Origin of the sequence: Mycolicibacterium bacteremicum (genome assembly GCF_002086115.1) — a bacterium.
Lineage (GTDB): Bacteria > Actinomycetota > Actinomycetes > Mycobacteriales > Mycobacteriaceae > Mycobacterium > Mycobacterium bacteremicum.
The window spans coordinates 1-23359 of sequence record NZ_MVHJ01000048.1 but is presented as its reverse complement, the minus strand read 5'-3'; the positions used below and the strand labels follow the sequence as shown (position 1 = coordinate 23359).

At 68.6% G+C, this 23359-nt stretch carries 26 protein-coding genes; 11 read left to right on the top strand and 15 right to left on the bottom strand.

Annotation, left to right across the window (positions count from 1 at the left end; all coding sequences use genetic code 11):
* Window positions 1-177 precede the first annotated feature (177 nt).
* Window positions 178-792 (bottom strand): peroxidase-related enzyme, encoded by a 615-nt coding sequence (locus BST17_RS27805; protein WP_083062237.1) that lies wholly within the window; start codon window positions 790-792, stop codon window positions 178-180.
* A gap of 66 nt (window positions 793-858) precedes the next feature.
* On the bottom strand, window positions 859-1593 hold the full coding sequence (locus BST17_RS27800; protein WP_083062239.1) for a helix-turn-helix transcriptional regulator: 735 nt from the start codon (window positions 1591-1593) through the stop codon (window positions 859-861).
* 128 nt (window positions 1594-1721) lie between these two features.
* On the opposite strand from BST17_RS27800, the gene BST17_RS27795 reads away from it, so the two are divergent.
* On the top strand, window positions 1722-2072 hold the full coding sequence (locus tag BST17_RS27795) for a hypothetical protein (RefSeq protein WP_083062236.1): 351 nt from the start codon (window positions 1722-1724) through the stop codon (window positions 2070-2072).
* Here the strand turns inward: BST17_RS27795 and BST17_RS27790 are convergent.
* Window positions 2017-3291, bottom strand: coding sequence for a cytochrome P450 (locus BST17_RS27790; RefSeq protein WP_083062235.1), 1275 nt, complete (start codon window positions 3289-3291; stop codon window positions 2017-2019). The two genes, BST17_RS27795 and BST17_RS27790, sit on opposite strands and share 56 nt — an antisense overlap.
* A gap of 210 nt (window positions 3292-3501) precedes the next feature.
* On the opposite strand from BST17_RS27790, the gene BST17_RS27785 reads away from it, so the two are divergent.
* Window positions 3502-4131, top strand: coding sequence for a hypothetical protein (locus BST17_RS27785; RefSeq protein ID WP_234807866.1), 630 nt, complete (start codon window positions 3502-3504; stop codon window positions 4129-4131).
* A 3-nt stretch (window positions 4132-4134) separates the two neighbouring features.
* On the opposite strand, the gene BST17_RS27780 is transcribed toward BST17_RS27785, so the two are convergent.
* The 3 genes from BST17_RS27780 to BST17_RS27770 form a co-directional block, all read right to left on the bottom strand.
* Window positions 4135-6375: a molybdopterin-dependent oxidoreductase gene (locus tag BST17_RS27780; RefSeq protein WP_083062234.1), complete on the bottom strand. Its 2241-nt coding sequence runs from the start codon at window positions 6373-6375 to the stop codon at window positions 4135-4137.
* 1 nt (window position 6376) lies between these two features.
* Window positions 6377-6934 (bottom strand): TetR/AcrR family transcriptional regulator, encoded by a 558-nt coding sequence (locus tag BST17_RS27775; RefSeq protein WP_083062233.1) that lies wholly within the window; start codon window positions 6932-6934, stop codon window positions 6377-6379.
* A gap of 136 nt (window positions 6935-7070) precedes the next feature.
* The gene (locus tag BST17_RS27770; protein WP_083062232.1) at window positions 7071-8204 is read right to left on the bottom strand and encodes a nitronate monooxygenase; all 1134 of its coding nucleotides are present in this window, start codon (window positions 8202-8204) and stop codon (window positions 7071-7073) included.
* Window positions 8205-8397: 193 nt separating this feature from the next.
* On the opposite strand from BST17_RS27770, the gene BST17_RS27765 reads away from it, so the two are divergent.
* Window positions 8398-9021 (top strand): fatty-acid--CoA ligase, encoded by a 624-nt coding sequence (locus BST17_RS27765; RefSeq protein ID WP_083062231.1) that lies wholly within the window; start codon window positions 8398-8400, stop codon window positions 9019-9021.
* Complete coding sequence (locus tag BST17_RS27760; protein ID WP_083062230.1) at window positions 9021-9221, top strand: (2Fe-2S)-binding protein; 201 nt, start codon at window positions 9021-9023, stop codon at window positions 9219-9221. Before BST17_RS27765 ends, BST17_RS27760 begins: the two co-directional genes overlap by 1 nt.
* Here the strand turns inward: BST17_RS27760 and BST17_RS27755 are convergent.
* Both BST17_RS27755 and BST17_RS27750 read right to left on the bottom strand, forming a co-directional pair.
* Window positions 9163-9912, bottom strand: a complete 750-nt coding sequence (locus BST17_RS27755) for an HAD family hydrolase (RefSeq protein WP_234807865.1) — start codon at window positions 9910-9912, stop codon at window positions 9163-9165. The genes BST17_RS27760 and BST17_RS27755 overlap by 59 nt on opposite strands.
* Window positions 9913-9937: 25 nt before the next feature.
* The gene (locus BST17_RS27750; protein ID WP_083062228.1) at window positions 9938-11014 is read right to left on the bottom strand and encodes an NAD(P)H-dependent amine dehydrogenase family protein; all 1077 of its coding nucleotides are present in this window, start codon (window positions 11012-11014) and stop codon (window positions 9938-9940) included.
* A 102-nt stretch (window positions 11015-11116) separates the two neighbouring features.
* Between BST17_RS27750 and BST17_RS27745 the strand changes: the two genes are divergently transcribed.
* The 3 genes from BST17_RS27745 (at window position 11117) to BST17_RS27735 (ending at window position 13448) form a co-directional block, all read left to right on the top strand.
* The gene (locus BST17_RS27745; RefSeq protein ID WP_083062227.1) at window positions 11117-11860 is read left to right on the top strand and encodes a glucose 1-dehydrogenase; all 744 of its coding nucleotides are present in this window, start codon (window positions 11117-11119) and stop codon (window positions 11858-11860) included.
* A 78-nt stretch (window positions 11861-11938) separates the two neighbouring features.
* Window positions 11939-12163, top strand: a complete 225-nt coding sequence (locus BST17_RS27740; protein WP_083062226.1) for a hypothetical protein — start codon at window positions 11939-11941, stop codon at window positions 12161-12163.
* Between the two features lie 13 nt (window positions 12164-12176).
* A complete protein-coding gene (locus tag BST17_RS27735) occupies window positions 12177-13448 on the top strand; it encodes a competence/damage-inducible protein A (RefSeq protein WP_083062225.1) in 1272 nt (423 codons plus the stop codon).
* Here the strand turns inward: BST17_RS27735 and BST17_RS27730 are convergent.
* From BST17_RS27730 to BST17_RS27720, 3 genes are read right to left on the bottom strand one after another with little or no spacing between them, the layout of a single operon-like run.
* Window positions 13445-14383 (bottom strand): LLM class flavin-dependent oxidoreductase, encoded by a 939-nt coding sequence (locus BST17_RS27730; RefSeq protein WP_083062224.1) that lies wholly within the window; start codon window positions 14381-14383, stop codon window positions 13445-13447. The genes BST17_RS27735 and BST17_RS27730 overlap by 4 nt on opposite strands.
* A gap of 9 nt (window positions 14384-14392) precedes the next feature.
* On the bottom strand, window positions 14393-15253 hold the full coding sequence (locus tag BST17_RS27725) for an LLM class F420-dependent oxidoreductase (protein WP_083062223.1): 861 nt from the start codon (window positions 15251-15253) through the stop codon (window positions 14393-14395).
* Window positions 15254-15267: 14 nt separating this feature from the next.
* Window positions 15268-16188: an alpha/beta fold hydrolase gene (locus BST17_RS27720; protein ID WP_083062222.1), complete on the bottom strand. Its 921-nt coding sequence runs from the start codon at window positions 16186-16188 to the stop codon at window positions 15268-15270.
* A gap of 125 nt (window positions 16189-16313) precedes the next feature.
* Between BST17_RS27720 and BST17_RS27715 the strand changes: the two genes are divergently transcribed.
* Entirely contained in the window at window positions 16314-16694 is a 381-nt protein-coding gene (locus BST17_RS27715; RefSeq protein ID WP_083062221.1) for a nuclear transport factor 2 family protein, read from the top strand.
* A 7-nt stretch (window positions 16695-16701) separates the two neighbouring features.
* On the opposite strand, the gene BST17_RS27710 is transcribed toward BST17_RS27715, so the two are convergent.
* The gene (locus BST17_RS27710; protein ID WP_083062220.1) at window positions 16702-16977 is read right to left on the bottom strand and encodes a WhiB family transcriptional regulator; all 276 of its coding nucleotides are present in this window, start codon (window positions 16975-16977) and stop codon (window positions 16702-16704) included.
* 102 nt (window positions 16978-17079) lie between these two features.
* Here BST17_RS27710 and BST17_RS27705 point away from each other — a divergent pair, with 102 nt between their 5' ends.
* Complete coding sequence (locus tag BST17_RS27705; RefSeq protein ID WP_083062219.1) at window positions 17080-17706, top strand: TetR/AcrR family transcriptional regulator; 627 nt, start codon at window positions 17080-17082, stop codon at window positions 17704-17706.
* 6 nt (window positions 17707-17712) lie between these two features.
* Here the strand turns inward: BST17_RS27705 and BST17_RS27700 are convergent, their stop codons facing one another.
* Complete coding sequence (locus BST17_RS27700; protein ID WP_083062218.1) at window positions 17713-18588, bottom strand: AraC family transcriptional regulator; 876 nt, start codon at window positions 18586-18588, stop codon at window positions 17713-17715.
* Between the two features lie 26 nt (window positions 18589-18614).
* Here BST17_RS27700 and BST17_RS27695 point away from each other — a divergent pair, with 26 nt between their 5' ends.
* Together BST17_RS27695 and BST17_RS27690 are read left to right on the top strand one after the other, a co-directional pair.
* Window positions 18615-19877, top strand: coding sequence for an amidohydrolase family protein (locus tag BST17_RS27695; protein ID WP_083062217.1), 1263 nt, complete (start codon window positions 18615-18617; stop codon window positions 19875-19877).
* A 9-nt stretch (window positions 19878-19886) separates the two neighbouring features.
* Window positions 19887-20543, top strand: coding sequence for a GNAT family N-acetyltransferase (locus BST17_RS27690; protein WP_083062216.1), 657 nt, complete (start codon window positions 19887-19889; stop codon window positions 20541-20543).
* Window positions 20544-20551: 8 nt separating this feature from the next.
* Here BST17_RS27690 and BST17_RS28930 read toward each other — a convergent pair whose 3' ends face one another.
* Both BST17_RS28930 and BST17_RS27670 read right to left on the bottom strand, forming a co-directional pair.
* Entirely contained in the window at window positions 20552-21649 is a 1098-nt protein-coding gene (locus BST17_RS28930) for a hypothetical protein (RefSeq protein ID WP_207573730.1), read from the bottom strand.
* A 220-nt stretch (window positions 21650-21869) separates the two neighbouring features.
* Window positions 21870-23237 (bottom strand): WS/DGAT/MGAT family O-acyltransferase, encoded by a 1368-nt coding sequence (locus BST17_RS27670; protein ID WP_083062212.1) that lies wholly within the window; start codon window positions 23235-23237, stop codon window positions 21870-21872.
* Between the last annotated feature and the right edge of the window lie 122 nt (window positions 23238-23359).

The following is a 23359-nucleotide window of genomic DNA, read 5'->3' as shown; positions in this document are numbered from 1 at the left end:
CCAACTCATCGACATCGCACTGGAAATCAAACGCGAACAAGAGACGCAGAACGCCTGAACCGGGGCCGGCCGCGCGCGGCCCCGACGGTGCAACCAGATCGCAATACTTCGCGATTCAGCGATCTGAGTGCACCGTCGTGAGCGCCGGCGGATCGGTGCCCCCGAAACGCCGGCGGATCAGTGCCCCGGGACGCCGGTGTACTCCGGGTTCGGCGGCACCGACAACGCGATGCCGATCCGGTTGGTGGCGCCGATGAACGCCGCGATGGAGATGCCCTCCAGGATCAGCTCATCGGTCAGGCCGAGCTCACGCAGCCGGTTCAGGTCGGCATCGTGGATGCTGCGCGGGTCGTTGTTCACCGCGACCGCCAGATCCGCCAACGCGCGCTCACGGTCGGTGAGTTCGGCGACCTGATGGTGATCGATCGCGACCCGCTGGCCGAAGGACCAGTCGCCGGCCACCTTGCCCAGCTTGTTGGCGTGGTTGGAATGGCAGTACGCGCAGCGGTTCTCGCCGGAGACGACGGTGGCGATCACCTCGCGCTCGCGGTCGGTGAGACCGCCACGGCCGTCGCTGCCCAACAGCGGCAACAGATAACCGTTCAGTCGCTCCAGGTCACCCTCGTTGAGCGAGAGCGCGCGGAACCAATTGGAGGTCAGACCCTCGTCGCGCTGCTGCTTGGCGAAGAACCCCTTCACCGCGACGTTCGTCAGCTCGTCGAGGGCGGGGACCCGTAGCCGGGAGATCGTGTCCGGGGTCAGCGAGGTGGGCGCGTCAGCGGTCGCAGTCATACCCGCCACCCTCCCGGCACGCCGATGAGCAAACAACGGTTTTACGCCGCGCGACGGAAAGGATTGTCAGCGTAGGGCTTCGGCGGTCGCCTCGTCGGCGGGCAGGAAGGCCTCGATGCTGAGCTCGGCGGCCGTGAGGTCCAGCGCGGTCCCGAAGGTGGTGACCGTGCTGAGGAAGGTCAGCACCTGCCCGGTCGGGCCGGTGAGCTCCAAGGGCACCACGACACCACCGAGATCCGGGGTGTCATCCTGGCCACCCGGATAGGACTCGATCTCGGCGAGCAGCGCTGCCGACTGCTCCGATCCGCTCAGCGCGGTCTCCCGGCGTAGCCTGCCGATGACGTGATGGCGCCATTGCGCCAGGTTGCGGATCCGCGGCGCCAACCCCTCGGGGTGCAGCGAGATACGCAGCGCATTGGGCTCGGCCAGCAGCGCCGGGGCCACCCCGTCCATCAGGAGTGCGGCACCGGTGTTGGTCTGCAGCACGTTCCAGTGCCGGTCGACCGCCAGACACGGGAACGGGTCGTAGGCCGCCAGCACCCGCTCGACCCCGGCGCGCACTCCCGACATCCCGGGATCATCGAGACCGCGTTCGGAGTAGGCCGGGGCGAGCCCCGCCGCCAGCAATAGCCGGTTCTGCTCGCGCGCCGGGACCTCCAGGACCTGCGCCAACCGCAGCACCATCGCCCGGCTGGGTGCCGACCGGCCGGTCTCGATGAAGCTGACGTGTCGCGCGGACACATCGGCCTCCAGGGCGAGGTCCAGCTGGCTCAGCCGGCGGCGCTGCCGCCACGATTTCATCAGCGAACCAAACGGCGGGTGCTGCAGGTCGATACCGGTCACCCGAGCAAGTCTCGACCAAATCCGGGGCCGGCACCATTACCTCTGCGGTAATTGTGCCGTGCCGCAACGGCGAGCACCGTGAGGGCATGAGCACAGCATCTGATCATGACGTCCCCCGGTGGCTGCGGGTGGTGTTGCGCTGCGACCGGGCCGGCTCGTCCTGGTACATCGGTACCGGATTCTTCTTCGCGCCGGTCCTGGCGGTGGTCTCACCGTGGCCGATGGTGACCGCCGTGCTGTGGGTGCTGATCGCACTGGCCGGTCTGTGGTTGGGCCTGCTCGGCATCGCGATGGCCACCGGGCTGTCGCTGGTCCTGCGCCACGGCGGCGAGATCGACGAGGACTACTGGCGCTCCATCCTGGACTACCGCGGCCCGGAAATCAGCGGCCCGCAGTCTGTTTCGAGGCACCCACGTAATCGACCTGCCAGTGCTTGATGCCGTTGAGCCAGCCCGAACGCAACCGCTCGGGCTGGGCCAGCGAGGTGATGTCGGGCATCGCATCGGCGATCGCATTGAACATCAGATCGATGGTCATCCGCGCCAGGCTGGTGCCGATGCAGTAGTGCGCCCCGGTCCCGCCGAAGCCCACATGCGGGTTCGGGTCCCGCAGGATGTTGAACGAATACGGATCCTCGAAGACGTCCTCGTCGAAGTTCGCCGCGCGGTACATCATGACGACGCGCTGCCCCTTCTTGATGGGCACCCCGGACAGCTCGGTGTCCTGCAGCGCGGTGCGCTGGAAAGAGGTGACCGGGGTGGCCCAGCGGACGATCTCGTCGGCAGTGGTGGCCGGCCGTTCGCGCTTGAACAGTTCCCACTGGTCGGGGAAGTCGGTGAAGGCCATCATGCCCTGGGTGATCGAGTTGCGCGTCGTCTCGTTGCCGGCCACCGCGAGCAGCACCACGAAGAAACCCAGCTCGTCATCGGAGAGCCTGTGCCCTTCGACATCGGCCTGCACCAGCTTGGTGACCAGATCCTCGCCGGGGGAGTCGGCCCGTTCGGCGGCCAGCTTCATACCGTAGGTGATCAGCTCGACCGAGGCGCTGATCGCGTCGTTGCCCGCGAACTCGGGGTCCATGTCGCCGACCATCTGATTCGACCAGTGGAAGAGCTTCATGCGGTCTTCCTGCGGCACACCCATCAGTCCGGCGATCGCCTGCAGGGGCAGCTCGCAGGACACCTGTTCGACGAAATCGCCGGATCCCTCGGCGGCGGCCCGGGCGGCGATCTCACGGGCCCGCTCGGCGAGGTCGGCGCGCAGCAGTTCGATCGCACGCGGTGTGAAGGCCCGGGAGATGATCTTGCGCAGATGGGTGTGGTGTGGGGCGTCCATGTTCAACAGCACGAACTTGCCGGTGTCGATCTGGTCGGCGACGGTGCCGTCGGCGTACCGCGGCAGGGCGGTCTTCTCCAGGCTGGAGAAGACATCGCTGCGCCGGGAGACCTCCTTGACGTCCTTGTGCTTGGTGACCACCCAGTAGCCGCCGTCGCCGAAGCCACCGACGTCGGCGGGCTGCTCGTTCCACCAGATCGGCGCGACGCGCCTCATCTCGGCGAATTCCTCGACGGGCAGCCGGTGAGCGTAGATGTCCGGATCAGTGAAATCAAAACCTGCGGGAAGGTTGGGCTGCTGGGCTCGCACGGTGTCGGTCATGGCGTCGGGGACTCCTCACGACGAAGCTGTCTAGTGGCCTAACGCATTGCTACACCACCGCTGGGCCAGCTTGGAGCACCTTGTGCAAACTCGTAAGAAGTCCTGAGTAGAACCTGTTCTCGTTCGTCTCAAGTAACGCGAAGTGGGTCGGGGGAGATACATTCTGCGTCAGAACATCAGTCCCTTTGGCATCACCGAGAGGCAGCTGCGATGAGTGTCGACTTTCGACGGTTCGTGACCACGGCGGGGTGGTGCGCCGCCGGCGCCATCATCGCGCTGGCCGCCCCGGCGACCGCGCTCGCCGAACCGGCCCCGCCGGCCCCCGTCGTCCCGGCGCCCGCACCGGTGCTTCCGGTCCCCGCACCGGCCGTGCCGGCACCCGGTCCCGCCATCGTCGCCGCGCCCGCTCCTGCGCCGGCACCCGGCGCACCCGCTCCGGCACCCGGCGCACCCGCTCCGGCACCCGGTCCCGCCGTGGTCGCCGCGGCCCCGCCGTCGCTGGACGGCACACCGCACCTGCCCAGCCCCGACGCCCTGCCGGTGGGCACCACCATGGACCCCGCCCTGGCCAACCGGGACGCGACCCCGAACACCAGCTACCTGCGCGACCTCTGGCATGCCGTGCAGAGCCAGGAGATCAGTGGCAAGGAGGCGCTCATCCTCGGCCTGTCGCAGCGCGGCATGAACACCCCGCTGCCGGCCCAGGCCCCGGGGCCGAACGTGCCGATCCAGTACCCGCGCGATCCGGCTCTGCCGCCGGCGCCGCTGCCGCCGGGCGCACCGGTTCCGCCGCCGCCGGGTGTCCCGGCCCCGGTCCCGGCACCCGCCCCGCTGCCGTAGTCGCTACCGCGCCGCCACCCGTTCCACCCGCGCCGGCACGTGCTTGTGCCACGGGGTGCCGGCATAGGCGTCGCGCCAATGTGAAGCCGTCAGTTCGTTGGGTGCGACGCCCGGGGTGACGGCCTGCCCGGTGTCGTCGATGTAATCCACGCCGAACCCGTTGGGCAGCGCGATGTGTCCGCTCTGCATCACGTCGCTGACCTCGACGCATGCCTCCGCCGACCCGGTGGCGGTGGTGATCCGCACCCGGTCACCCGCGACCACGCCGGCCGTCGCGGCATCCTGCACGCTCATCCGCAATGCACCGTCCACATCGCGTTTGCGCCAGGACGGGTCGCGCAGGATGTCGTTGGCCGTGTACGCGCGCCGCTCACCGGCCGAGAGCACCAGCGGGAAGTCCGGAGTGGTCAGCGTCGGCCGGGCTTGCGCCAACACTTCGGTCTCGGCCAGCAATTCGGGTATCTCCAACGCGATCTTCTTGTCGGCGTGGGTGATCAACGCGAAATCGTCGGCGTACTCGTGCTCGGTGAAGGTCACCCCGGACCGGTTCTGCAGGATCGCCCGGAACAACGCGGTGCCGTCGGCATGGCCGGCCCGGCGCACCGCGTCCGGGTACGCCATCGCCGTCTTCTGCGCCAGCCCCCAGAGCGCGGCGGCACCGGCCAGCCCCTCCGGCAGCGCCGGACCCAACGTCTCGTACAGCACGAACGGCAGGACACGGCCCAGTGCGGGATTACCGCTCACCGCGGTGAGAAAGGCCACCGCGTACGCCTCCAGCCCGTCGCGGGCGGCCACCCGCAGCGGGTGCAGGTCGGCTTCGCTCACCACGCCCAGCGCCCGGACCAGCCGTGCCCAGATCTCGGGTTCGGGCAGGGTGCCCGGTAGCGGGTCGAGCAGCGGGTGCCGCAGCTGGAACGTGTTGTGCGGGAACTCCAGGTTGAAGAAGGTTGCCTCGGGCTTCTCGAACTGGCTGGCCGCCGGCAGCACGTAGTGTGCCAACCGCGCGGTCTCGGTCATCGCCACGTCGATGACCACCAGCAGGTCCAGCGCCTGCATCGCCGCGCGGACCCGCGCCGAATCCGCGACCGAGTGCGCCGGATTGCTGCTCTCCACGATCATCGCGCGCAACCGGTCGGGGTGGTCGGTGAGGATCTCGTCGGGCACCACGTTCGAGGGCACCAGCCCCGAGATAATCGGCGCGCCGGTGACCGGGGTACGGCCGACACCACCGGCACTGAACAGCGGCGCGAACGACGAATGCAGATGCTGCGCACCTTGTTTGGCGAAGTTGCCGGTCAGGATCCAGAGCAGCTTGTTCAGGTACGAGCACAGCGTGCTGTTGGGTGCCTGCTGGATGCCCAGATCCTCGAACACCGACACGCTGCCGGCGGCGGCGATGCGGCGGGCCGCGGCGCGGATCAGCGCCTCGTCCACCCCGCAGCGTTGTGCGAACCCGGGCACGTCGACACCGGCGAGCACCTTGCGCACCGCATCGACCCCGGTGACGTGGGCGGCCAGGAACTCGTCGTCGCAGAGGTGCTCCTGCACCAGCACCGCGGCCAGCGCAGCCAGACACCAGGCGTCGGTCCCCGGACGGACCCGCAGATGGAAGTCGGCCAGCTTGGCCGTGTCGGTGATGACCGGGTCGATCACGATCATCGACCGCGCCGGATCCTTGGCGATCTCGTTGAGCACCACCCGGGCCCGCGGGAAACTCTGCGACATCCACGGGTTCTTACCGATGAACACCGACACCTCGGCGTGCTCGAACTCGCCACGGGTGTGGCCCCCGTAGAGCTGTGAGTCGACCCAGAACTCGCCGGTCTTCTCCTGGGCCAACGCATTCGAACGGTAGCGCGACCCGATGGCCTTGAGGAACGCACCGCTGTAGGCGCCACCGAGGTGGTTGCCCTGGCCGCCGCCACCGTAGTAGAAGATCTTGTCCCCACCGTGTTCGTCGCGGATTCGGGCGAACCCGGCCGCGATCTCGGAAATGGCGGTGTCCCAGTCGATCTCCTCGTAGCTGCCGTCCTCGCGGCGGCGCAGCGGTGCGGTCAGCCGGTTGCGGTTGTTCTGGTAGTGATCCAGCCGCAGCGCCTTGTTGCAGGTGTAGCCCTGCGAGGCCGGGTGCGCCTTGTCACCGCGGATCTTGGCGATCCGGCGATCCTCCAGCTGCACCACGATGCCGCAGTTGCACTCGCACAGGATGCACGCGCTGGGCTGCCAATCCGAGGTGGTCGTCATGTCAGGCCTTTCCGGTCGCGGCAGCGACGAGGGTGCGCAACTGCCGGTGGACGAGATCCAGGGGAGCGGTCGAGCCGGTGGTGCGACATACCAGGACGGCGCCTTCGATGGCCGTGGTCGTGAGCATCGCCAGCTCGGCGGCCCGGTCGGCGTCGACGCCGTCGGTGCGCAGCAGCGCCTCGATCTGCTCGATCCAGCGGGTGAACGCCGCGGCGGCGCGCGCAACGACCTCCGGATTGTCGGCTTCCACGGCGACGGCGACCACCGGGCAGCCGGCCCGATAGCCGGTCTCGGTCAGCTGACCGCGGAAGCCGTCGACCACCACCTCGAGGGCGTCGACGGCATTGCCCGCCCGCGAGATCCGGTGGGCGATGTGGTCGGCGGCGAAGTCAATTGCCTCGCAAAGTAATTGGGTGCGACCGCCGGGAAAGTAGTGATACGCCGAACCGCGCGGGGCGCCGCTGTGTTCCAGCACATCGGAGATCGCCGTGGCGTGTGCCCCGCGTTCCCTGATCAGCAGAGCGGCCGAGGCGACCATGCGGTCGCGATGTCGGGCCATGATGCACGCTCCTCCCGCAGCATTATGTAGAGCAGCATACATAGCGCGGGGCCGGGCGGGTCAAGGCCGAAAAGCACGAATCCCGCCGGTCCGGGAGAACGGAGGCCGGCGGGATTCGCGGTCTGTGAGTCGGCGACTACACGGATGCCGCCTCGTTCAAGGTGTTCAGCGTGCTGGTGGCGTCCAGATATTCCTGAACCCAGCGCTCGATCACCGCGGAGGTCTTCTCGACCTTGCTGAACTGGCCGACCACCTGACCCACCGGGTTGAAGGCCACGTCCACGGACTCGTTGGGATACTTGTGCGTGGCGGCCACGGCCATCCCGGAGACCATGTACTGCAGGGGCATACCGAGCGGGGACGGGTTGTCCGGGTTCTCCCAGGCCTCGGTCCAGTCATTGCGCAACATGCGGGCCGGCTTGCCGGTGAACGACCGGCTGCGCACGGTGTCCTTGCTGCTGGCCTTCGCGTAGGCGGCGTGCTGCTGCTCGGTGTGCTCGGACTCCTCGACCATCACCCACTGCGAACCGGTCCAGGCGCCCTGGGCGCCCAGCGCCAGGGCCGCGGCGATCTGCTGGCCGCTGCCGATACCGCCGGCCGCCAGCACCGGCACCGGGGCGACCTCCTTGACGACCTGCGGCCACAGCACGATCGATCCGATCTCGCCGCTGTGCCCGCCGGCCTCGCCGCCCTGGGCGATGATGATGTCCACGCCGGCATCGGCGTGCTTGCGCGCCTGTGACGGTGACCCGCACAGCGCGGCCACCTTGCGACCCTCGGCGTGGATGCGATCGATCATGTCCATCGGCGGGGTGCCCAGCGCGTTGGCGATCAGCGTCATCTTGGGATGCTTGAGCGCGATCTCGACCTGCGGGGTGGCGGTGGCCTCGGTCCAGCCCAGCAGTTGCAGCGCATCGTCGTCGCTGTGCTCGACGGGCACGCCGTGGTCGGCCAGCAGCTTCTTGGCGAAGTCGATGTGCTCCTGCGGGACCAGGTCGTTGAGCGTCTTCTTCAGGACCTCGGGGTCCATGTCGGCGGCGTCCATGCCCTCGTACTTGTTGGGGATGACGATGTCCACGCCGTAGGTGTGGTCGCCGATGTTCTCGTCGATCCAGTTGAGCTCGATCTCGAGCTGTTCGGGGCTGAAGCCGACGGCGCCGAGCACGCCGAACCCGCCGGCCTTGCTGACGGCCACCACGACGTCGCGGCAGTGGGTGAAGGCGAAGATCGGGACGTCGATCCCGAGCTCGTCGCAGAGGGGAGTGTGCACGCAGGCTCCTCGGTAGGGCGATCGGACATCGCAGACTGAAACGTGTTCTAGTTTAGTATCACAGCCCCCGTTCGCGACAGTGCACTCCCGGCGAAATCGGCGCCCCGATCGGCGGCAGCGTGCGAGAATGCAATTACCGTAAATCGGAAGTCTCATTAACAGTCGCCGTATCCGACAACCTGGGAGGGTCGCAGTGCAGGAGTGGCTGGCGAACTCGCTGGTGCTGGTGTCGGACTACCGGGTGCCCGATCCGGCCGCGGTGTGGCCGCTGCTGCAGCGGCGCACCGAGGCACTCGCGGACATGGGCGTGCACCACGTACTGGTCTACACCTCGACGACCGACCCCGAGCGGGTTCTGGTGATCCTCGGTATCCGGGCACACGAGCCGGTGCGCGATCTGTTGCGGTCCCGGGTGTTCTTCGACTGGTTCGACGCCGTCGGCGTCCAGGACCTGCCCGCGGTCTTCGCCGGGGAGTTGATCGAACGGATCGACTTCGACGACAGCGCGCAGATGGCCCCGCCGGTGATGGTCTCGATGATCACCCCGGTCGCCGACATCGCCGAGCTGAACACCCGGGTGCGCGATGCGGCGAAGGCCTTCCACGCCTCCGGGGTGCAGCGGTTCTGGAGCTTTCGCGCCTTCGACGATCCGCACGAGGTGCTCATCCTGCAGCAGATCGACGACGAGCTGAGCGCGCGCCGCTGGTTGCACGACTCCGATGACGCGGCGGAATGGCTCACCGAGGCCGGAGTGGGTGCCTACCCGCCGGTCTTCATCGGTCAGTTCCAGCAGATGATGACCATCGAGCCACGCTGATGTTCGTATGCCTCTGCGAAGGCATCACCAGCCACCAGGTGATCGAGGCGGTGGATGGCGGGGCCTGCACCACCAATCAGGTGGCCGCGGCGTGCGGGGCCGGCGCGGACTGCGGACGCTGCCGGCGCACGGTGCGCGCGATCATCGACTCCCGGACCGGGGGCCGCGGGACCACCAGCGGCGGTCCTCATCGGAACTGACCCGCAGGATCGGCCAGCCGTTGCGGGCGGCGGCGGCGGCCAGGCCCGGCCGGGGATTCACCGCGTTGGGATGTCCGACGGAATCGAGCACCGGCAGGTCCTCGGTGCCGTCGGCGTAGCAGAAGCTCTGGGCCAGCTCGATGTCGTTGGCCGCGCTGAAATCCGCCACGGCGCGCGCCTTGTTGCGGCCCCAGATGATCGGGCGGGCGATGTCACCGGTGAGCCGCCCGGCATCGTCGGTGGCGAAGTGGTTGCACAGCATGTGACCGATGCCCAGATGACGCGCGACCGGGCCGGCATGGATGGTCAGCGCCGACGAACTCATGGCCACCGTGTGCCCGCGTTCCTGATGCGCCGCAACCACCTTGGTCATCAGCGGGAAGAGCCTGCCGATGATGCGCTCGTTGAACAGCGTCTCGCCGAGTGCCTCGAGGTCGTCCAGCGAATCACCGGCAAGGTACCCGGCGGCGCGCTGCAGCAGACGGGCGAACTCCATGCGTCCCACCTTGTAGCGCACCGAGGCCTCGAGAATCCCGGTGAGCTCGCCGAAACCGGACTGACCGTTGCGGAACCGGTGCCCGGCGTGTGCGGTGGCCGTGAAACCGCGGACCAGCGTGCCGTCGAGGTCGAAGAAGGCGCCGACGCGCGGGCCGGGCGGGCTCGCGGCGATGGCGGCTAGCGGGTCACTCACCCCACCATTGTGCTGATCATCGCGATCACACCTGGTAGACGAGTCCCTTGCCGGTGCCCAGCGGCAGGTCCAGGGTGGTGCGGATACCCGCCGGCGCGGCGATGACATCCGGGATGGCGTTGACGATCCGCCCCGCCGCGGCCAGGATCGCGGCGTAGTTGTGGTCACCCCGGCCGCTGGTGGGGCAGATGTCCACCACGTAGGACGGCTCCCCGGTGATCTCGACGCGGTAGGAGCCGCCGGGCTGTGCGGGCTGGGCCCAGTCGGGGCGCAGGTCCTCGCGTACCCGGGTGATGTGCTCGACGACGATCACCGGCCGGCCGCCGACCATGCCGTTGATCTCGAAGCGCATGGCGGCCACCGTGCCCTTGGCGATGACGCCGGTGGCGACCTCGATGTCCTCGGGCGCGGGCTCGAGCTCGTAACTCTCGGTGATCTCCTCGACCTCGACGCCCAGCCCCGCGGCGAGCATCTTGATCGCGGTTCCCCACGCGGCGCTGAGGATTCCGGGCAGGAACAGCATGCCGGGCTGGTCGATCGGGTTTCCGAACCCCATCACGATCGACATCACCTCGGCACCGTCGTAGGTGGCGTAGTCGGCGATCTCCATCGTCTTGATCTGCTCGATACGCTGGCAGGTGCTGGCAATCGCGAACGGCACCAGATCGGTGGCGAAACCCGGGTCGACCCCGGTGATGTAGACGCTCGAATTGCCCTGTCGGGCAGCATCCTCCACCCGGTCAATTGCCTTCTCCGGCATTGCGCCCCACGGGAACTGCAGGCCACCCGGCGCGGAGCCGACCACGTTGATGCCGGCCGCCAGTGCCGCCATCACATCGCGGGTCGCCTCGACCGGCCGGGTGTCGCCCATCGCGCAGTACACCAGGCAGTCCGGTGCGGCGGCGATCGCGGCATCGATGCCGAGGGTCGCGCGCACGCCGGTCACGGTGTCCAGGCCGGCCAGTGCGCCGGCGTCGACGCCGACCTTGGCCTCGGTGGAGGTGCCGACCGCGACGAGGTCGAAACGGGGATCCTCGATCAGCTGGATCAAGGCCAGCCGTCCACAGTTTCCGGTGCCGACGAGTGCCACGCGAATGGCCATACGAGTCTCCTGACGGTGTGTGGTCTGATCGAAGTATGCGCGGTTCAGGGACGAATTGGAACAGGTTCTAGTTCGGCGCGGCGTGCGGTAGCGTGTGCGCCCATGGGACGCGTGGACGACAAAGTTGTACTGATCAGCGGCGGGGCGCAGGGGATGGGCGCCGCGCACGCCCGGATGCTGGTGGCCGAGGGCGCCAAGGTGGTCATCGGCGACATCCTCGACGAGAAGGGTGCGGCCCTCGCCGCAGAGATCGGGGACGCTGCACGCTACGTCCACCTCGACGTCACCCAGGCCGATCAGTGGGAGGCGGCGGTCAATCTGGCGGTCGAGACGTACGGCAAGGTCACCACGCTGGTCAACAACGCCGGCATCGTCGCACTGGGCAAGATCGGCCAATTCGACATGGCGAAGTGGCAGAAGGTCATCGACGTCAACCTCACCGGCACCTTCCTGGGTATGCAGGCCGTGGTCGAGCAGATGAAGGCCGCGGGCGGCGGCTCGATCATCAACGTGTCCTCCATCGAGGGACTGCGCGGTGCACCGATGGTGCATCCATACGTGGCGTCCAAGTGGGCCGTGCGCGGTCTGGCGAAATCGGCGGCGATCGAACTGGGCAAGTTCAACATCCGGATCAACTCGGTGCACCCCGGCTTCATCCGGACCCCGATGACCAAGCACTTCCCCGACGATATGGTCACCTCACCGCTCGGCCGGCCCGGCACATCCGAAGAGGTCGCCACCTTCATCGTGTTCCTCACCAGCGACGAGTCGTCCTTCTCCACCGGCGCCGAATTCGTCGTGGACGGCGGCTTGGTGACCGATGTGCCGCACAAGGACCTGTTCTGATCCGGTGCCGACCGGCACCGCTCGCGGCGCCCGCCACCGCACAGGGCAGGATGGCGGGCAGCCGACAGAGGAGGATCCATGGCTGACGGAACCGAACGGCAGGCCCTCGCCGACTTCACCGCCGACAAGGGATGGAACCGGCGTGCCATCGACCGCGTCGACGTCTATCTGCGCGACGCCACCCGCATCCGGGTGATCTGGGGCGGCGACGATGCATTGTCGGGTGGCTCGCGCTATCAGGACGACATGATGGAGCAGTACACCCGTGATCTCGCCACGGTGAAGGGCTGGCTGTCGCGCTGACTAGGCTCCAGGCATGAGCGTGCGCGCCGGGATCGTGGTGACCGGAACCGAGGTACTGACCGGGCGGGTCCGCGACCTGAACGGGCCGTGGCTGGCCGACCGGTTGCTGGAACTCGGCGTCGAGTTGGCGCACATCACCCAGTGCGGGGACCGCGCCGATGATCTCACCGCCCAGCTGGTGTTCCTGGCAGGCCAGCAGGTCGACCTCATCATCACCAGTGGTGGCCTGGGCCCGACGGCCGACGATCTGACGGTGGCGACCGTCGCGCAGTTCTATGGCCGTGAACTCGTCCTCGACACCGGACTGGAGCAGCGCATCGCCGACATCCTGCGCCGGCTGACCGCCGGCAGGCAGGGGGTGGATTTCGACGCCGTGCTCGCTGCCAACCGCAAACAGGCCATGGTGCCCGTCGGTGCCCAGATCCTGGAGCCGGTCGGCACCGCGCCCGGGGTCGTCCTGCACTCCGAACACCTGCCCACCGTGGTGGTGCTGCCCGGTCCGCCCCGCGAGCTGCAGCCGATGTGGGCGACCGCGGTGGCCACCGACGGTGTCCAGCAGGCCATCGCCGGACGCACCGAGTATCGGCAGCAGACCGTGCGGATGTTCGGGCTGCCCGAGTCCGGACTGGCAGAAACCCTGCGCGACGCCCAATCTCAGATCACCGGATTCGACCGGTTGGAGATCACCACGTGCCTGCGCCGCGGCGAGCTGGAGATCGTCACCCGGTATGAACCTGAGGCTGCCGACAGTTACACCGCCCTGGTCGACCTGCTGCGCGAGCGCCATCCCCGAGAGTTGTTCTCCGAGGACGGAACACTCGTCGACGATCAGGTCGCCGGACTGCTGGCGGGTCGCACCATCGCAACGGCCGAATCGTGCACGGCCGGTCTGCTCGCCGCCCGGCTGGCCGACCGCGCGGGCTCCTCGGCGTACCTGGCCGGTGGGGTGGTGTCCTACTCCAACGATGCCAAGATCGAACTGCTCGGGGTCGACGGGGCCCTGATCGCGCAGCACGGCGCGGTATCCGAACCGGTCGCGCGGGCGATGGCCGAGGGCGCGCTGGCCAGATTCGGCGCCGATACCGCCGTGGGCATCACCGGGATCGCGGGGCCCGGCGGCGGAACGGCGGAGAAGCCGGTCGGCACAGTCTGTTTCGGCGTCGCGGTGGCCGGCCGCGACACCGTCGTGCGCACCCTGCGGCTGCCCGGCGACCGCAGCGACGTCCGGGAACGTTCGACCACGGTCGCGATGCACCTGCTGCGCCAGGAGCTGGGCCGGCCCTAGTCGGCGAACTCGGCTATCACGCCCGCGGCGAGATTCTCCAACGTCTCATCGGAGGCGCGGTCGTGGGTGAACAGGACCACCTGTCCGAAGCCGAGCTGCTGCCACTGCCGTAACCGGTCGACGATCATCGTGGCGGTCCCGACGAGTCCGCCCTCGCGGAGGCCGAACCCCGGCCCGCCGAAGCGCTTCTCGGCGAAGGTGCGCACCGCGGGCAGGGACTGCGCGTCGGGAGCCAGCGCCATCACCGCCTCCACCGACATCAGGATGGTGTCCGGGTCGCGCCCGATCTGCTCGCACAGCCCGCGCAACACCGCCTGCTTGTGCGCCAGTTGGTCGAGGGCATAGGTGGGCACATTCCACACATCGGCATAGCGGGCCACCAACGGCAGGGTGTACTTCTCGCCGACGCCGCCGACCACGATCGGCGGCCGCGGGCGTTGCACCGGAGTGGGGCGGATCGCCATGTCCGTCACCGTGTAGTGCGCGCCGGCGAACGACACGGTGCCGGTGGCGAAGGCCTGGGTCAGGATCTCCAGCGTCTCACCGAGGCGGGCCGAGCGTTCGGCGAAGCTGCCCCACGGCAGATCGCTGCGCCGGTGCTCGTCTTCGATGGACCCGCTGCCCAGGCCCAACTGCAGCCGACCGCCGGAAATCTGATCGAGCGTGGCGGCCATCTTCGCCAGCACCACCGGATGCCGAAACTGGTTGCACAGCACCATGTGTCCGATACGCAACCGCTCAGTCCGGCTGAGCAGCGCGGTGGCCAGCGTCCAGGCCTCCAGCGAGTCGACCTCGGGCATGCCCGGCCCGTAGAGGTGGTCGTAGAGCCACAGTGACCCGATCCCGAGGTCCTCGCAGCGCATCGCCCGGTGCAGCACGTCGGCGTAGCTGAACGCCATCTGCGGTACGTAGACCCCGATATCGAGCTGCGCCATCGGCGTGCGTCAGTTCAGGACGGGGGCCAGGCGCCGCCACTGTTCGCGTGGGAACACCGCCAGATCGGCATCGAGCACCTGGACGCAGACGTGATCGGCACCGGCGTCGCGGTGCTCGGCGACCCGGCGGGCGATGGTCTGCTCGTCGCCCCACACCACGACCGCGTCGACGAGTCGGTCGCTGATGGTCTGCACGTCGTCCTCGGTGAATCCGGTGCGCAGCAGGTTGTTGACGTAATTGGGCAGCGACAGGTAGCCCTTCAGGAACGTGCGGGCGATGTCGCGGGCCTGCTCGGCGTCGGTGTTGAGCACCACCGTCTGCTCGGGCAGCACCAGCGGTCCGGCGCCGAGCGCGGCCCGTGCGGCGGCGGTGTGCTCGGGTGTCACCAGATACGGGTGCGTTCCGCGGGAACGCTCGGCGGCCAATTGCAACATCTTGGGTCCGAGCGCCGCGATCACCCGGTCTGCGGCGGGCACCGGTTGCGCGGCGTTGTCCAGGCCGTCGAGGAAGGCCGCGGTGGCGGCCAGCGGTTTGCGGTAGGTGCCCGGTGATTTCGAGTCGATCAGCGGGGCGTGGCTCACGCCGATCCCCAGCAGGAACCGTCCGCCGTGCGCGGCCTGCAGCCGGGTGTGCGTCGCGGCCACCTCGGCGGGATCGTGCATCCACAGGTTGAGGATGCCGGTGGCGATGGTGACCGTCTTGGTGGCGGCCAGCAGGTTCTCCACCGATTCGAGCACCGGTCCACCGACGTCGGGGATCCACAGCGCCGGATATCCCAGCTCCTCCAGTTCGGCCGCGGCCTCGGCGGCCTGACCGGCATCCCCGTAGCGCAGGTGTGAGCTCCAGATTCCGGTGCCCGAAAGTTCCACGTGCCGAACTCCTTTCAGCGAGAGTCCCGGCCCTCGCGATCCCAGATGTCCAACATCGTACGGAGGATCTCCTCGGCGCAACCGAGCCCCCCGAGATGGCTCTCGCCGGGCAGCACCGTCATCTCGGCATCCGGCAGCCGGGAGACCACATGGGCGCCGTGCGCGAACGGGACGATGTGGTCCTTGTCGCCGTGCCACCAGCGGACCGGGACCTTCACCTCGTCGAGGCGGAATCCCCAGTCGCGGACGAAGTCGACGATGTCGTAGAACGGCGCGGCGAGTTGTTTGCGGCCGCCGTTGAGCAGGTCGTCGAGGAACATCGCCTTGAACTCGGGCCGTCCGAGCAGCCGGCGATCGCCTTCCGGGGAGATCCGGGCATAGATCTCCAGCGCCGGCGAACCGACGGGTGCGATGAGCTTGATCAGGGTGGCGGCGGCCAGCCGGATGGGCGCACCGGCAAGTTCGAGCACGGGCGCCACGGTCGAACCCAGGTTCATCAGGCCGCTGGCGATGCCGTCAGGCCCCACATACGGCGCGACGCCGCCGAGCACACCGGCCACCACCACCCGATCGGGCATGGCCGCGGCCGCGGCCAAGGTGTAGGGCCCGCCGCCGGACAACCCGATGACGGCGAACTTGTCGATGCCCAGGGTGTCGGCGATGGTGCGCAGGTCCTCGGCAAAGGCGAGCACATTCGGGTACTGGTGCGGGGTGGAGGAGCCGATCCCGGGGCGGTCCACCCCGATGAGCCGGATCCTCTCCAGTGCGGCATAGGCGCGCGCCTCGGCGGGGATCTGCCGGCGGGCGCCGGGCGTGCCGTGCAGCCAGAAGATGGCCCGGCCCTGCGGGTCACCGAACTCGGCGAACCCGAGCTGGCGGTCGGCACTGACCGCGACATTGCCCTCGAGCTTGGGGCGGGCGATGGGAGGAACCATCCGCAAAGTGTGTCATGCGTTACACATGGCGGACACGGTGCCCTGGGCACGCGGCCCGGTATGCCCCGGAATTTGCTTACGCGCATTAGTTTGGTATCAGCCCAACCGCGATCGAGGAGGACCAGATGGACGAGTCGATCGACCGCGCGGCGGTGGCGCTCGCGTTCTCCACCCACCGGTTCGAGGACTCGTTACCGCACCTGGCCAAGGATGTGCGCTGGACGATCGTGGGTTACATGGTGCTGGAGGGGGCCGACGCCGTGGTGCGCACCTGCACCGAGACCCGGGAGAGCCTCGCCGACACCGACACCACCCTGCAGCGGTGCGTGACCGCCGCGCAGGGGGAGGTGGTCGCGGTGGATACCCTGGCGCGCTACACCGGGCCCAACGGCGTGACGGCCGTCGCCGGATGCGACATCTTCGAGTTCACCGGCGACCGGATCACGGCCATCACCTCGTACGCCGTGCAGGTCGATCCGGATTGCTCGGGGGCCCCGCAGAGATGACGACCCCTCAGCCTCGGCGGCGCACCGCCACGCCGTTGCGTTCGGCCAGCGAGCGCAACTGTTTGAGTGCGAACTGTCGGCTGCGTCCCGCAGGCGGCAGCATGATGCCGGCCCAGAGTCCCTCGGCCCCGGGCGTCACGCAGGCCTCCTTGGCGCACTGCCACCGCCGTGGGCAGGCCCGGCACAGCGCTTTGGCGCCTTCGTCGGCAGTGGTCGTCCACCGGTCGGGATTGCGTGTGCATGGCGCCGTCCAGAACTCGTCCGTCGTCGTTATCGGATGCATGTACCCCCCCGTCCATCTTTCGAACTCAACAATACGTTTGTATCGTAAATTCGTCATTGCCGTCGAGGCCGGTTGGGAGTGATGTTGACTACGGTGGCTCATGTGAGTGCAGAGGCCGGCGGACCGGGCGCCGAGGAACCGCCGAGTGTCGAACGGATCCGTCGCGCGGCGTTGGCCAGTTTCGCCGCGCACGGTGCGGCCGCGACGACACTGCGTGGCGTGGCCGCCGCGGCCGGGGTGTCCCTGGGACTGGTGCAACACCACTTCTCGACCAAGGCCGGCCTGATCAAGGCCGTCGACGACTATGTCATCGAGGTGGTGATCACGCCGATGGCCCAGCCCATCGCCGAACGCGCCGGCGACTCGATCACCGAGGTGGGCGAGCGGGTCAACCGGATCATCTCCGAACATCCCGATGTGGCGGCCTACCTGGGCCGCGCCGTCGTCGACGGCAGCGCACTGGGTGCCATCGTGTTCGACCGCCTGCTCGAGGTGGGCAAGGCCCGCTGGCAGGCCCGCGCCGACCGCGGCGAGGCACGGCCCGACATCGACGTGGCCTGGGCGGCCACCAACTCCCTGGTGCTTGCGCTCGGCGCGGTGAGCCTGCGCTCGCACATCGAACGGCATCTGCCGGAGCCGTTGATAGCGCCCGGCCAACTCAAACGCTGGCAGACCTCGGTGGACACCCTGCTGCGCGAGGGCCTCTTCCCTCCGCCGGATCGCTCCTGAGGACGCTCAATCCTGCTCGCCGGCAACCCGTTTGCGGTAGGCCGACGGCGTCTCACCGGCGAACTGGGCGAAGCTTCTGGTGAACGAGCTGAGGCTGTCGAACCCGACCGCCGACGACGTCGCCTGCACCGACTGATCCGGTGCGGCCAGTAGCGCCATCGCCCGCAGCATCCGGGCGTGCAGCAGATACGTTCGCCACGACAGCCCGAGGGTGTCGGCGAAAAGGCGGCGCAGCGTGCGTTCCGATACCGCGACCGCCCGGCTGACGTCCTCGGCGGTGGCCGTGTCGAGGTGCTCCTTGGTGTAGGCCAGCGCGGCCGCGACGATCGGATGGTCGGAGGTCGGCAGGCTCAGCGGTGCCTCGTGGTCGAGTGCCTCGGTGACGAGATTGGCCAGCGTCCGGAAGAACTCCTCGGAGATCCGGTCATCCTCCGGGTCGTCCTGGGCCCGGTCGATCGGCCAGCGCAGCCCGTAGATCATCATCTCGCGCACCAGCGGCGACACCGCGATGATGCGCGCGCGGTCCCCGCCGTCGGGGATCAGCCTCGCGTCGAACATCACCGCCACCGTCTTGACGTCGGGGTTCATCACCGCCTGGTGTTCCAGTCCGGCCGGGATCCAGGCGGCCTGCTGCGGCGGCAGCAGATAGTGTCCGGCGTCGGTCTCGACCTCGACGACGCCATGCAGCGCGTACTCGATCTGGTGCACCTCGTGGGAGTGCCAGCCGGTGATCAGTCCGTCACCCTCATACAGGTAGCTGCCGGCCAGCGCCTGACCACCCCGACGCAGTTCGATCACCGGGCGACCGGTGTCGGAGTGCGCCGCCGTGTCGGATTTGGCCGAAAAGGCGAAAACTCTGTCCGAAAACGCAGAGACGGTCACGAGATCCGAGAGTACTAGTTGAAGGCATGGACACCAATGACCTGATCCTGGTGAGCATCGACGACCATGTCGTGGAGCCGCCCGACATGTTCCTCAACCACGTGCCGGCCAAGTACAAGGCCGATGCGCCCATCGTCGTGACCGACGAGAAGGGGGTGGACCAGTGGATGTATCAGGGCAGGCCGCAGGGTGTCAGCGGGCTCAACGCCGTGGTGTCCTGGCCGGCCGAGGAGTGGGGCCGCGACCCGGCGGGTTTCGCCGAGATGCGCCCCGGCGTCTACGACGTCCACGAACGCGTCCGGGACATGAGCCGCAACGGAATTCTGGCCTCGATGTGCTTCCCGACGTTCACCGGGTTCTCCGCGCGGCACCTGAACATGCACCGCGAGGATGTCACGCTGGTGATGGTGTCGGCCTACAACGACTGGCACATCGACGAATGGGCCGGCAGCTACCCGGACCGGTTCATCCCGATCGCGGTACTGCCGACCTGGAACCCCGAGGCCATGTGCAAGGAGATCCGGCGGGTGGCCGCCAAGGGCTGCCGCGCGGTCACCATGCCGGAACTGCCGCATCTGGAAGGACTTCCGAGTTATCACGATGAGGACTACTGGGGTCCGGTCTTCCAGACCCTCTCCGATGAGCAGGTGGTGATGTGCCTGCACATCGGTACCGGTTTCGGGGCGATCAGCATGGCGCCCAACGCGCCGATCGACAACCTGATCATCCTGGCCACCCAGGTCTCGGCGATGTGCGCCCAAGACCTGCTGTGGGGTCCCGCGATGCGCAACTACCCGGATCTGAAGTTCGCGTTCTCCGAGGGTGGGATCGGCTGGATCCCGTTCTATCTGGACCGCTCGGACCGGCACTACAGCAATCAGAAATGGCTGCGCCGGGACTTCGGCGACAAGCTGCCCAGCGATGTCTTCCGCGAGCATTCGCTGGCCTGCTACGTGACCGACAAGACCTCGCTGAAACTGCGGCACGAGATCGGCATCGACAACATCGCCTGGGAGTGCGACTACCCGCACTCGGACTGCTTCTGGCCCGACGCCGCCGAACAGGTGCACGCCGAACTGCTCGGCGCCGGTGCCTCGGACAGCGACATCAACAAGATCACCTGGGAGAACTCGTGCCGGTTCTTCGGGTGGGATCCGTTCAAACTGACACCCCGCGAAAAGGCAACGGTAGGTGCCTTACGCGCCACCGCGACCGATGTCGACACCTCGATCCGGCCGCGCAAGGAATGGGCGCGGCTTTACGACGAGAAGCGGTTCGCCCGGGTCTAAGGTTGGGGCATGACCGATCTGGATCGTGCCGCCGCCCGTCGTGAGATCACCGAAGCCCTGCTGAAGGCGCTCGACCGTCGGCACGAGGTGCTCGACATCGTCGTCGACGCCGCCGACCGGAATGCGGCCGTCAGCGCCATCGCCGAACTGCTGGGCACCACCCATGCCGGCAGCGAGGCGGTCTTCGGGTTGTCCTTCGACAAGCTCACCAAGGATTCCCGCAAGAACATCGCCGCCGAGTTGGAGGACCTGAACAGCCAGCTCACCTTCACGTTGAACGAACGGCCCGCATCGTCGGCGGAGACGTTGGTGCTGCGCACCTTCTCCGGTGACGATGATCGCGACATCTTCGGGGCCCGCATCGATGATCTGCACACCGCCGGTGACGGCCGGGGCGGCCCGGCCGGCAGCCTCGACGACGAGATCGCCGCGGCACTCAAGCGCGTCGACGCCGAGGAGGCGGCGTGGTTCGTCGCGCTGGAGGGCGACCGCAAGGTGGGTCTGGTGCTCGGCGAGCTCGTCGATCACGAGGTCGAGGTGCGGATCTGGATTCGCCCGGACTACCGAAAGAAGGGTTACGGCACTGCGGCGCTGCGCAAGTCGCGCTCGGAGATGGCGATCTACTTCCCCGCGGTGCCCGTCGTGGTGCGTGCACCCGGGGCCTGACCGACCGGCTACCAGTCGGTCCGCGCCGCCGTAGCCTGCGGCGGCGGCGCATCGCCGGGAGCGGGCTCCGAGTCCGCCGACCATGCGGTGCCCTCACACACCAGGTCGCTCGGGAACGGGATCGCGGCGGGTAGTTGCACCGGCAGTCCCGGGACCGTCGGCAACGCCAGCGGTGGGGGTGGTGTGGCCGCGAGGACAGCCGGGGCCGAAGCGATCGCCGGCAGCACGGTGTCGGTGGCCAGCGTTGCGGCCGCCGGGGCAGCGATCCCCACCGGGGCAGCCACCGCCGTATCGATGGGCGCGACGGCCGCCGGGACGGGGGCTGCAGCCTCGACCAGGGGTGCCGATGGCGCCGGCGGTGGAGCATCGACAATCGGTGGCGGCGGCGCGATGTCCGGCGGCGCGGCCGGCGCGGGTGCGATGTCGATGACCGGTGGCGCTGCCGGGGGTGCGGCCGCGCCGGCGGCCTCGACCGGGGACGGCGCGGGGATCATTGCCTCGACCGGCGGTACGGGCGGTGCGGCCTCCATCAGCGGTGCGGCGGGCGGTGGCGCGGGAACCGGCCCGGCGGCCTCGACGAGTGGCGCGGCGGCCGGTGCGACGGGCGGAAGGGTCGCAGGCACCGGGACAGGTACGGGCGGCAGCGCGGCGGGGACGGGCGGAACCGGTACGACCGGCACAGCGGCAGGGGCTGGAAGCGCAGCCGGGGCCGGGGCGATTGCGGCTGCCGGAACCGACTCCGCGACAGGCGGTCCGGCCAGGACGGGCGAGATCAGATCCAAGGTCTCGGTGGCCACCGGCGCGGCAGGCGGGGCGGCGGCAGGCGGGGCGGGCACCGGTTCGACCGGCACGGGCGGCGCCGGGACGGCCGCGGGCTCGGCAACCGGAGCGACTGCCGCGGCCTCCACCAGCGGGGCGGCATCGACGGGCGCCGGGGCGGGAGGTGGCGGCGGCGGAGCGGCAGCGTCGACCGCCTCGGGGATGATCTCCGGGGATGTCGCGAGTTGGTGCACCATGTCCAGGCAGGGGACACCGGGCTCAGCAACCGCCGCGGGGGCCATCGCGAGCACACTCCAGTACAGACCCGCGGTGGCCACAGATGTCACTGCGAGTCGGTTCACGGTGCGTGGCATGGGATTCCTGATCTTGCTGGCGGCGGGCGTCGAGGGGAACCTATCGCGGTTCCGCACGAGCACAAACCGGCGGTTTTGGCCGACACCGATCCGATATGAAGCGGTGCCCATCCCGTGACGGAACTGGGCAACACCTAAGGGTTTCGGCCAAATGTTCTGTGCCCGAACCGGACTCTGCGCGAGTCGGGCGGTGTCAGCCCGCGGCGGCCTTCTCCAGGTCGGTCAGCGAATCCTCCAGGTGCGTCAGCAACCGCTGCAGGTGCGGGACGCTGCGCCGGCAACCGACGAGACCGAAGTCCAGATTGTCGGCATTGTTGGTCAGGGTGATGTTCAGGGCCTGCCCGTCCAGCGCGATCGACATCGGGTAGTTGCCGTCGAGCCGGGCGCCGTTCCAGTACATCGGTTCTCGGGCGCCGGGCACATTGGAGATGACGATGTTGAACGGCGGCGGTGCGGACGCGACGAAACCGGGGACCAGGCTCAGTCCGAGACCGGCGATGAGGAACCCGGACAATGCGAGCGCCTGCGTGCGGGGGAGCTCGTTGAACACGCGCTTGTTGTCGCGCATCGAGGTGCTGATGATCTCCAGGCGCCGCAGCGGATCGGCGGTGTCGGTGGCCAGGTTGCACAGGATGGTACCGACCATGTTCCCGCCGGCATCCTGTTCGTGCTCATCGCGCAGACTCACCGGAACCATTGCCACCAACGGGGTTTCGGGAAGCGCGTGCTGTTCTTCGAGATATGCCCGCAGCGCCCCGGCGCACATGGCCAGCACCACGTCGTTGACCGTCACGCCGGTCGCGCTCTTGACCGTCCTGATCCGTTCCAGCGGCCAGGACTGTGCGGCGCACCGCCGGGCGCCGCCGATGGGGACGTTGAACATCGTCTTCGGCGCACCGAACGGCAGTGTGAGCTGCTGCTCGAGCAGGGCCGCGCGGGCCAGTCCCAGTGTGGTCGGACCCAGCCCGGCGACGGTGGCCGCGGTGCCGGCCACCGACCGCACCAACGAGGTGGCCGCCCCGGATCTGGGGGTGGACCGCTTGCGGGGTGCCAGCGTCCACGGCACGCGGATCTCGCGGTCGTCGCTGTCGGCGGACAACGTCCGGATCATCAGCCGCTGTGCGGAGACGCCGTCGATGAGGGAGTGGTGGATCTTGGTGTAGATCGCGAACCGGCCGTCGCTGAGCCCCTCCACGAAATAGGCCTCCCACAGCGGCCGGTGCCGGTCGAGCAGGCTGCCGTGGATGCGCGAGGTCAGCTCCAGCAGCTCGCGCACCCGGCCCGGACGTGGCAACGCCGAGCGGCGCAGGTGGTAGTCGACATCCACCTCATCGTCCAAAGTCCAACCGATATTGGTGATTCCGCCGAAAAAGGTCGCAGGATGCTTGCGGAACGTCGGCTGGAAATCACCGAAGCCGGCGATCGCCCGATACATCTCGGCCACGAAGTCCGGCCCGGCATCGGCGGGTGGTTCGAACAGCTGCAGACCGCCGACATGCATCGGATGCTCCCGAGACTCGCCGACGAGGAACAGCGCATCGGTCGGTGAGATCAGCTTCATTCGGTCAAACTACCCACCCGCAGGCGCTTTGTACCCAGGAATGCTCGCCGCGGGCGGGAGAACCGCCCGCGGCACAGTGGCGGGCACGATGACCCGCGGTGCCGCGGCGAGCGGCGGGGCGG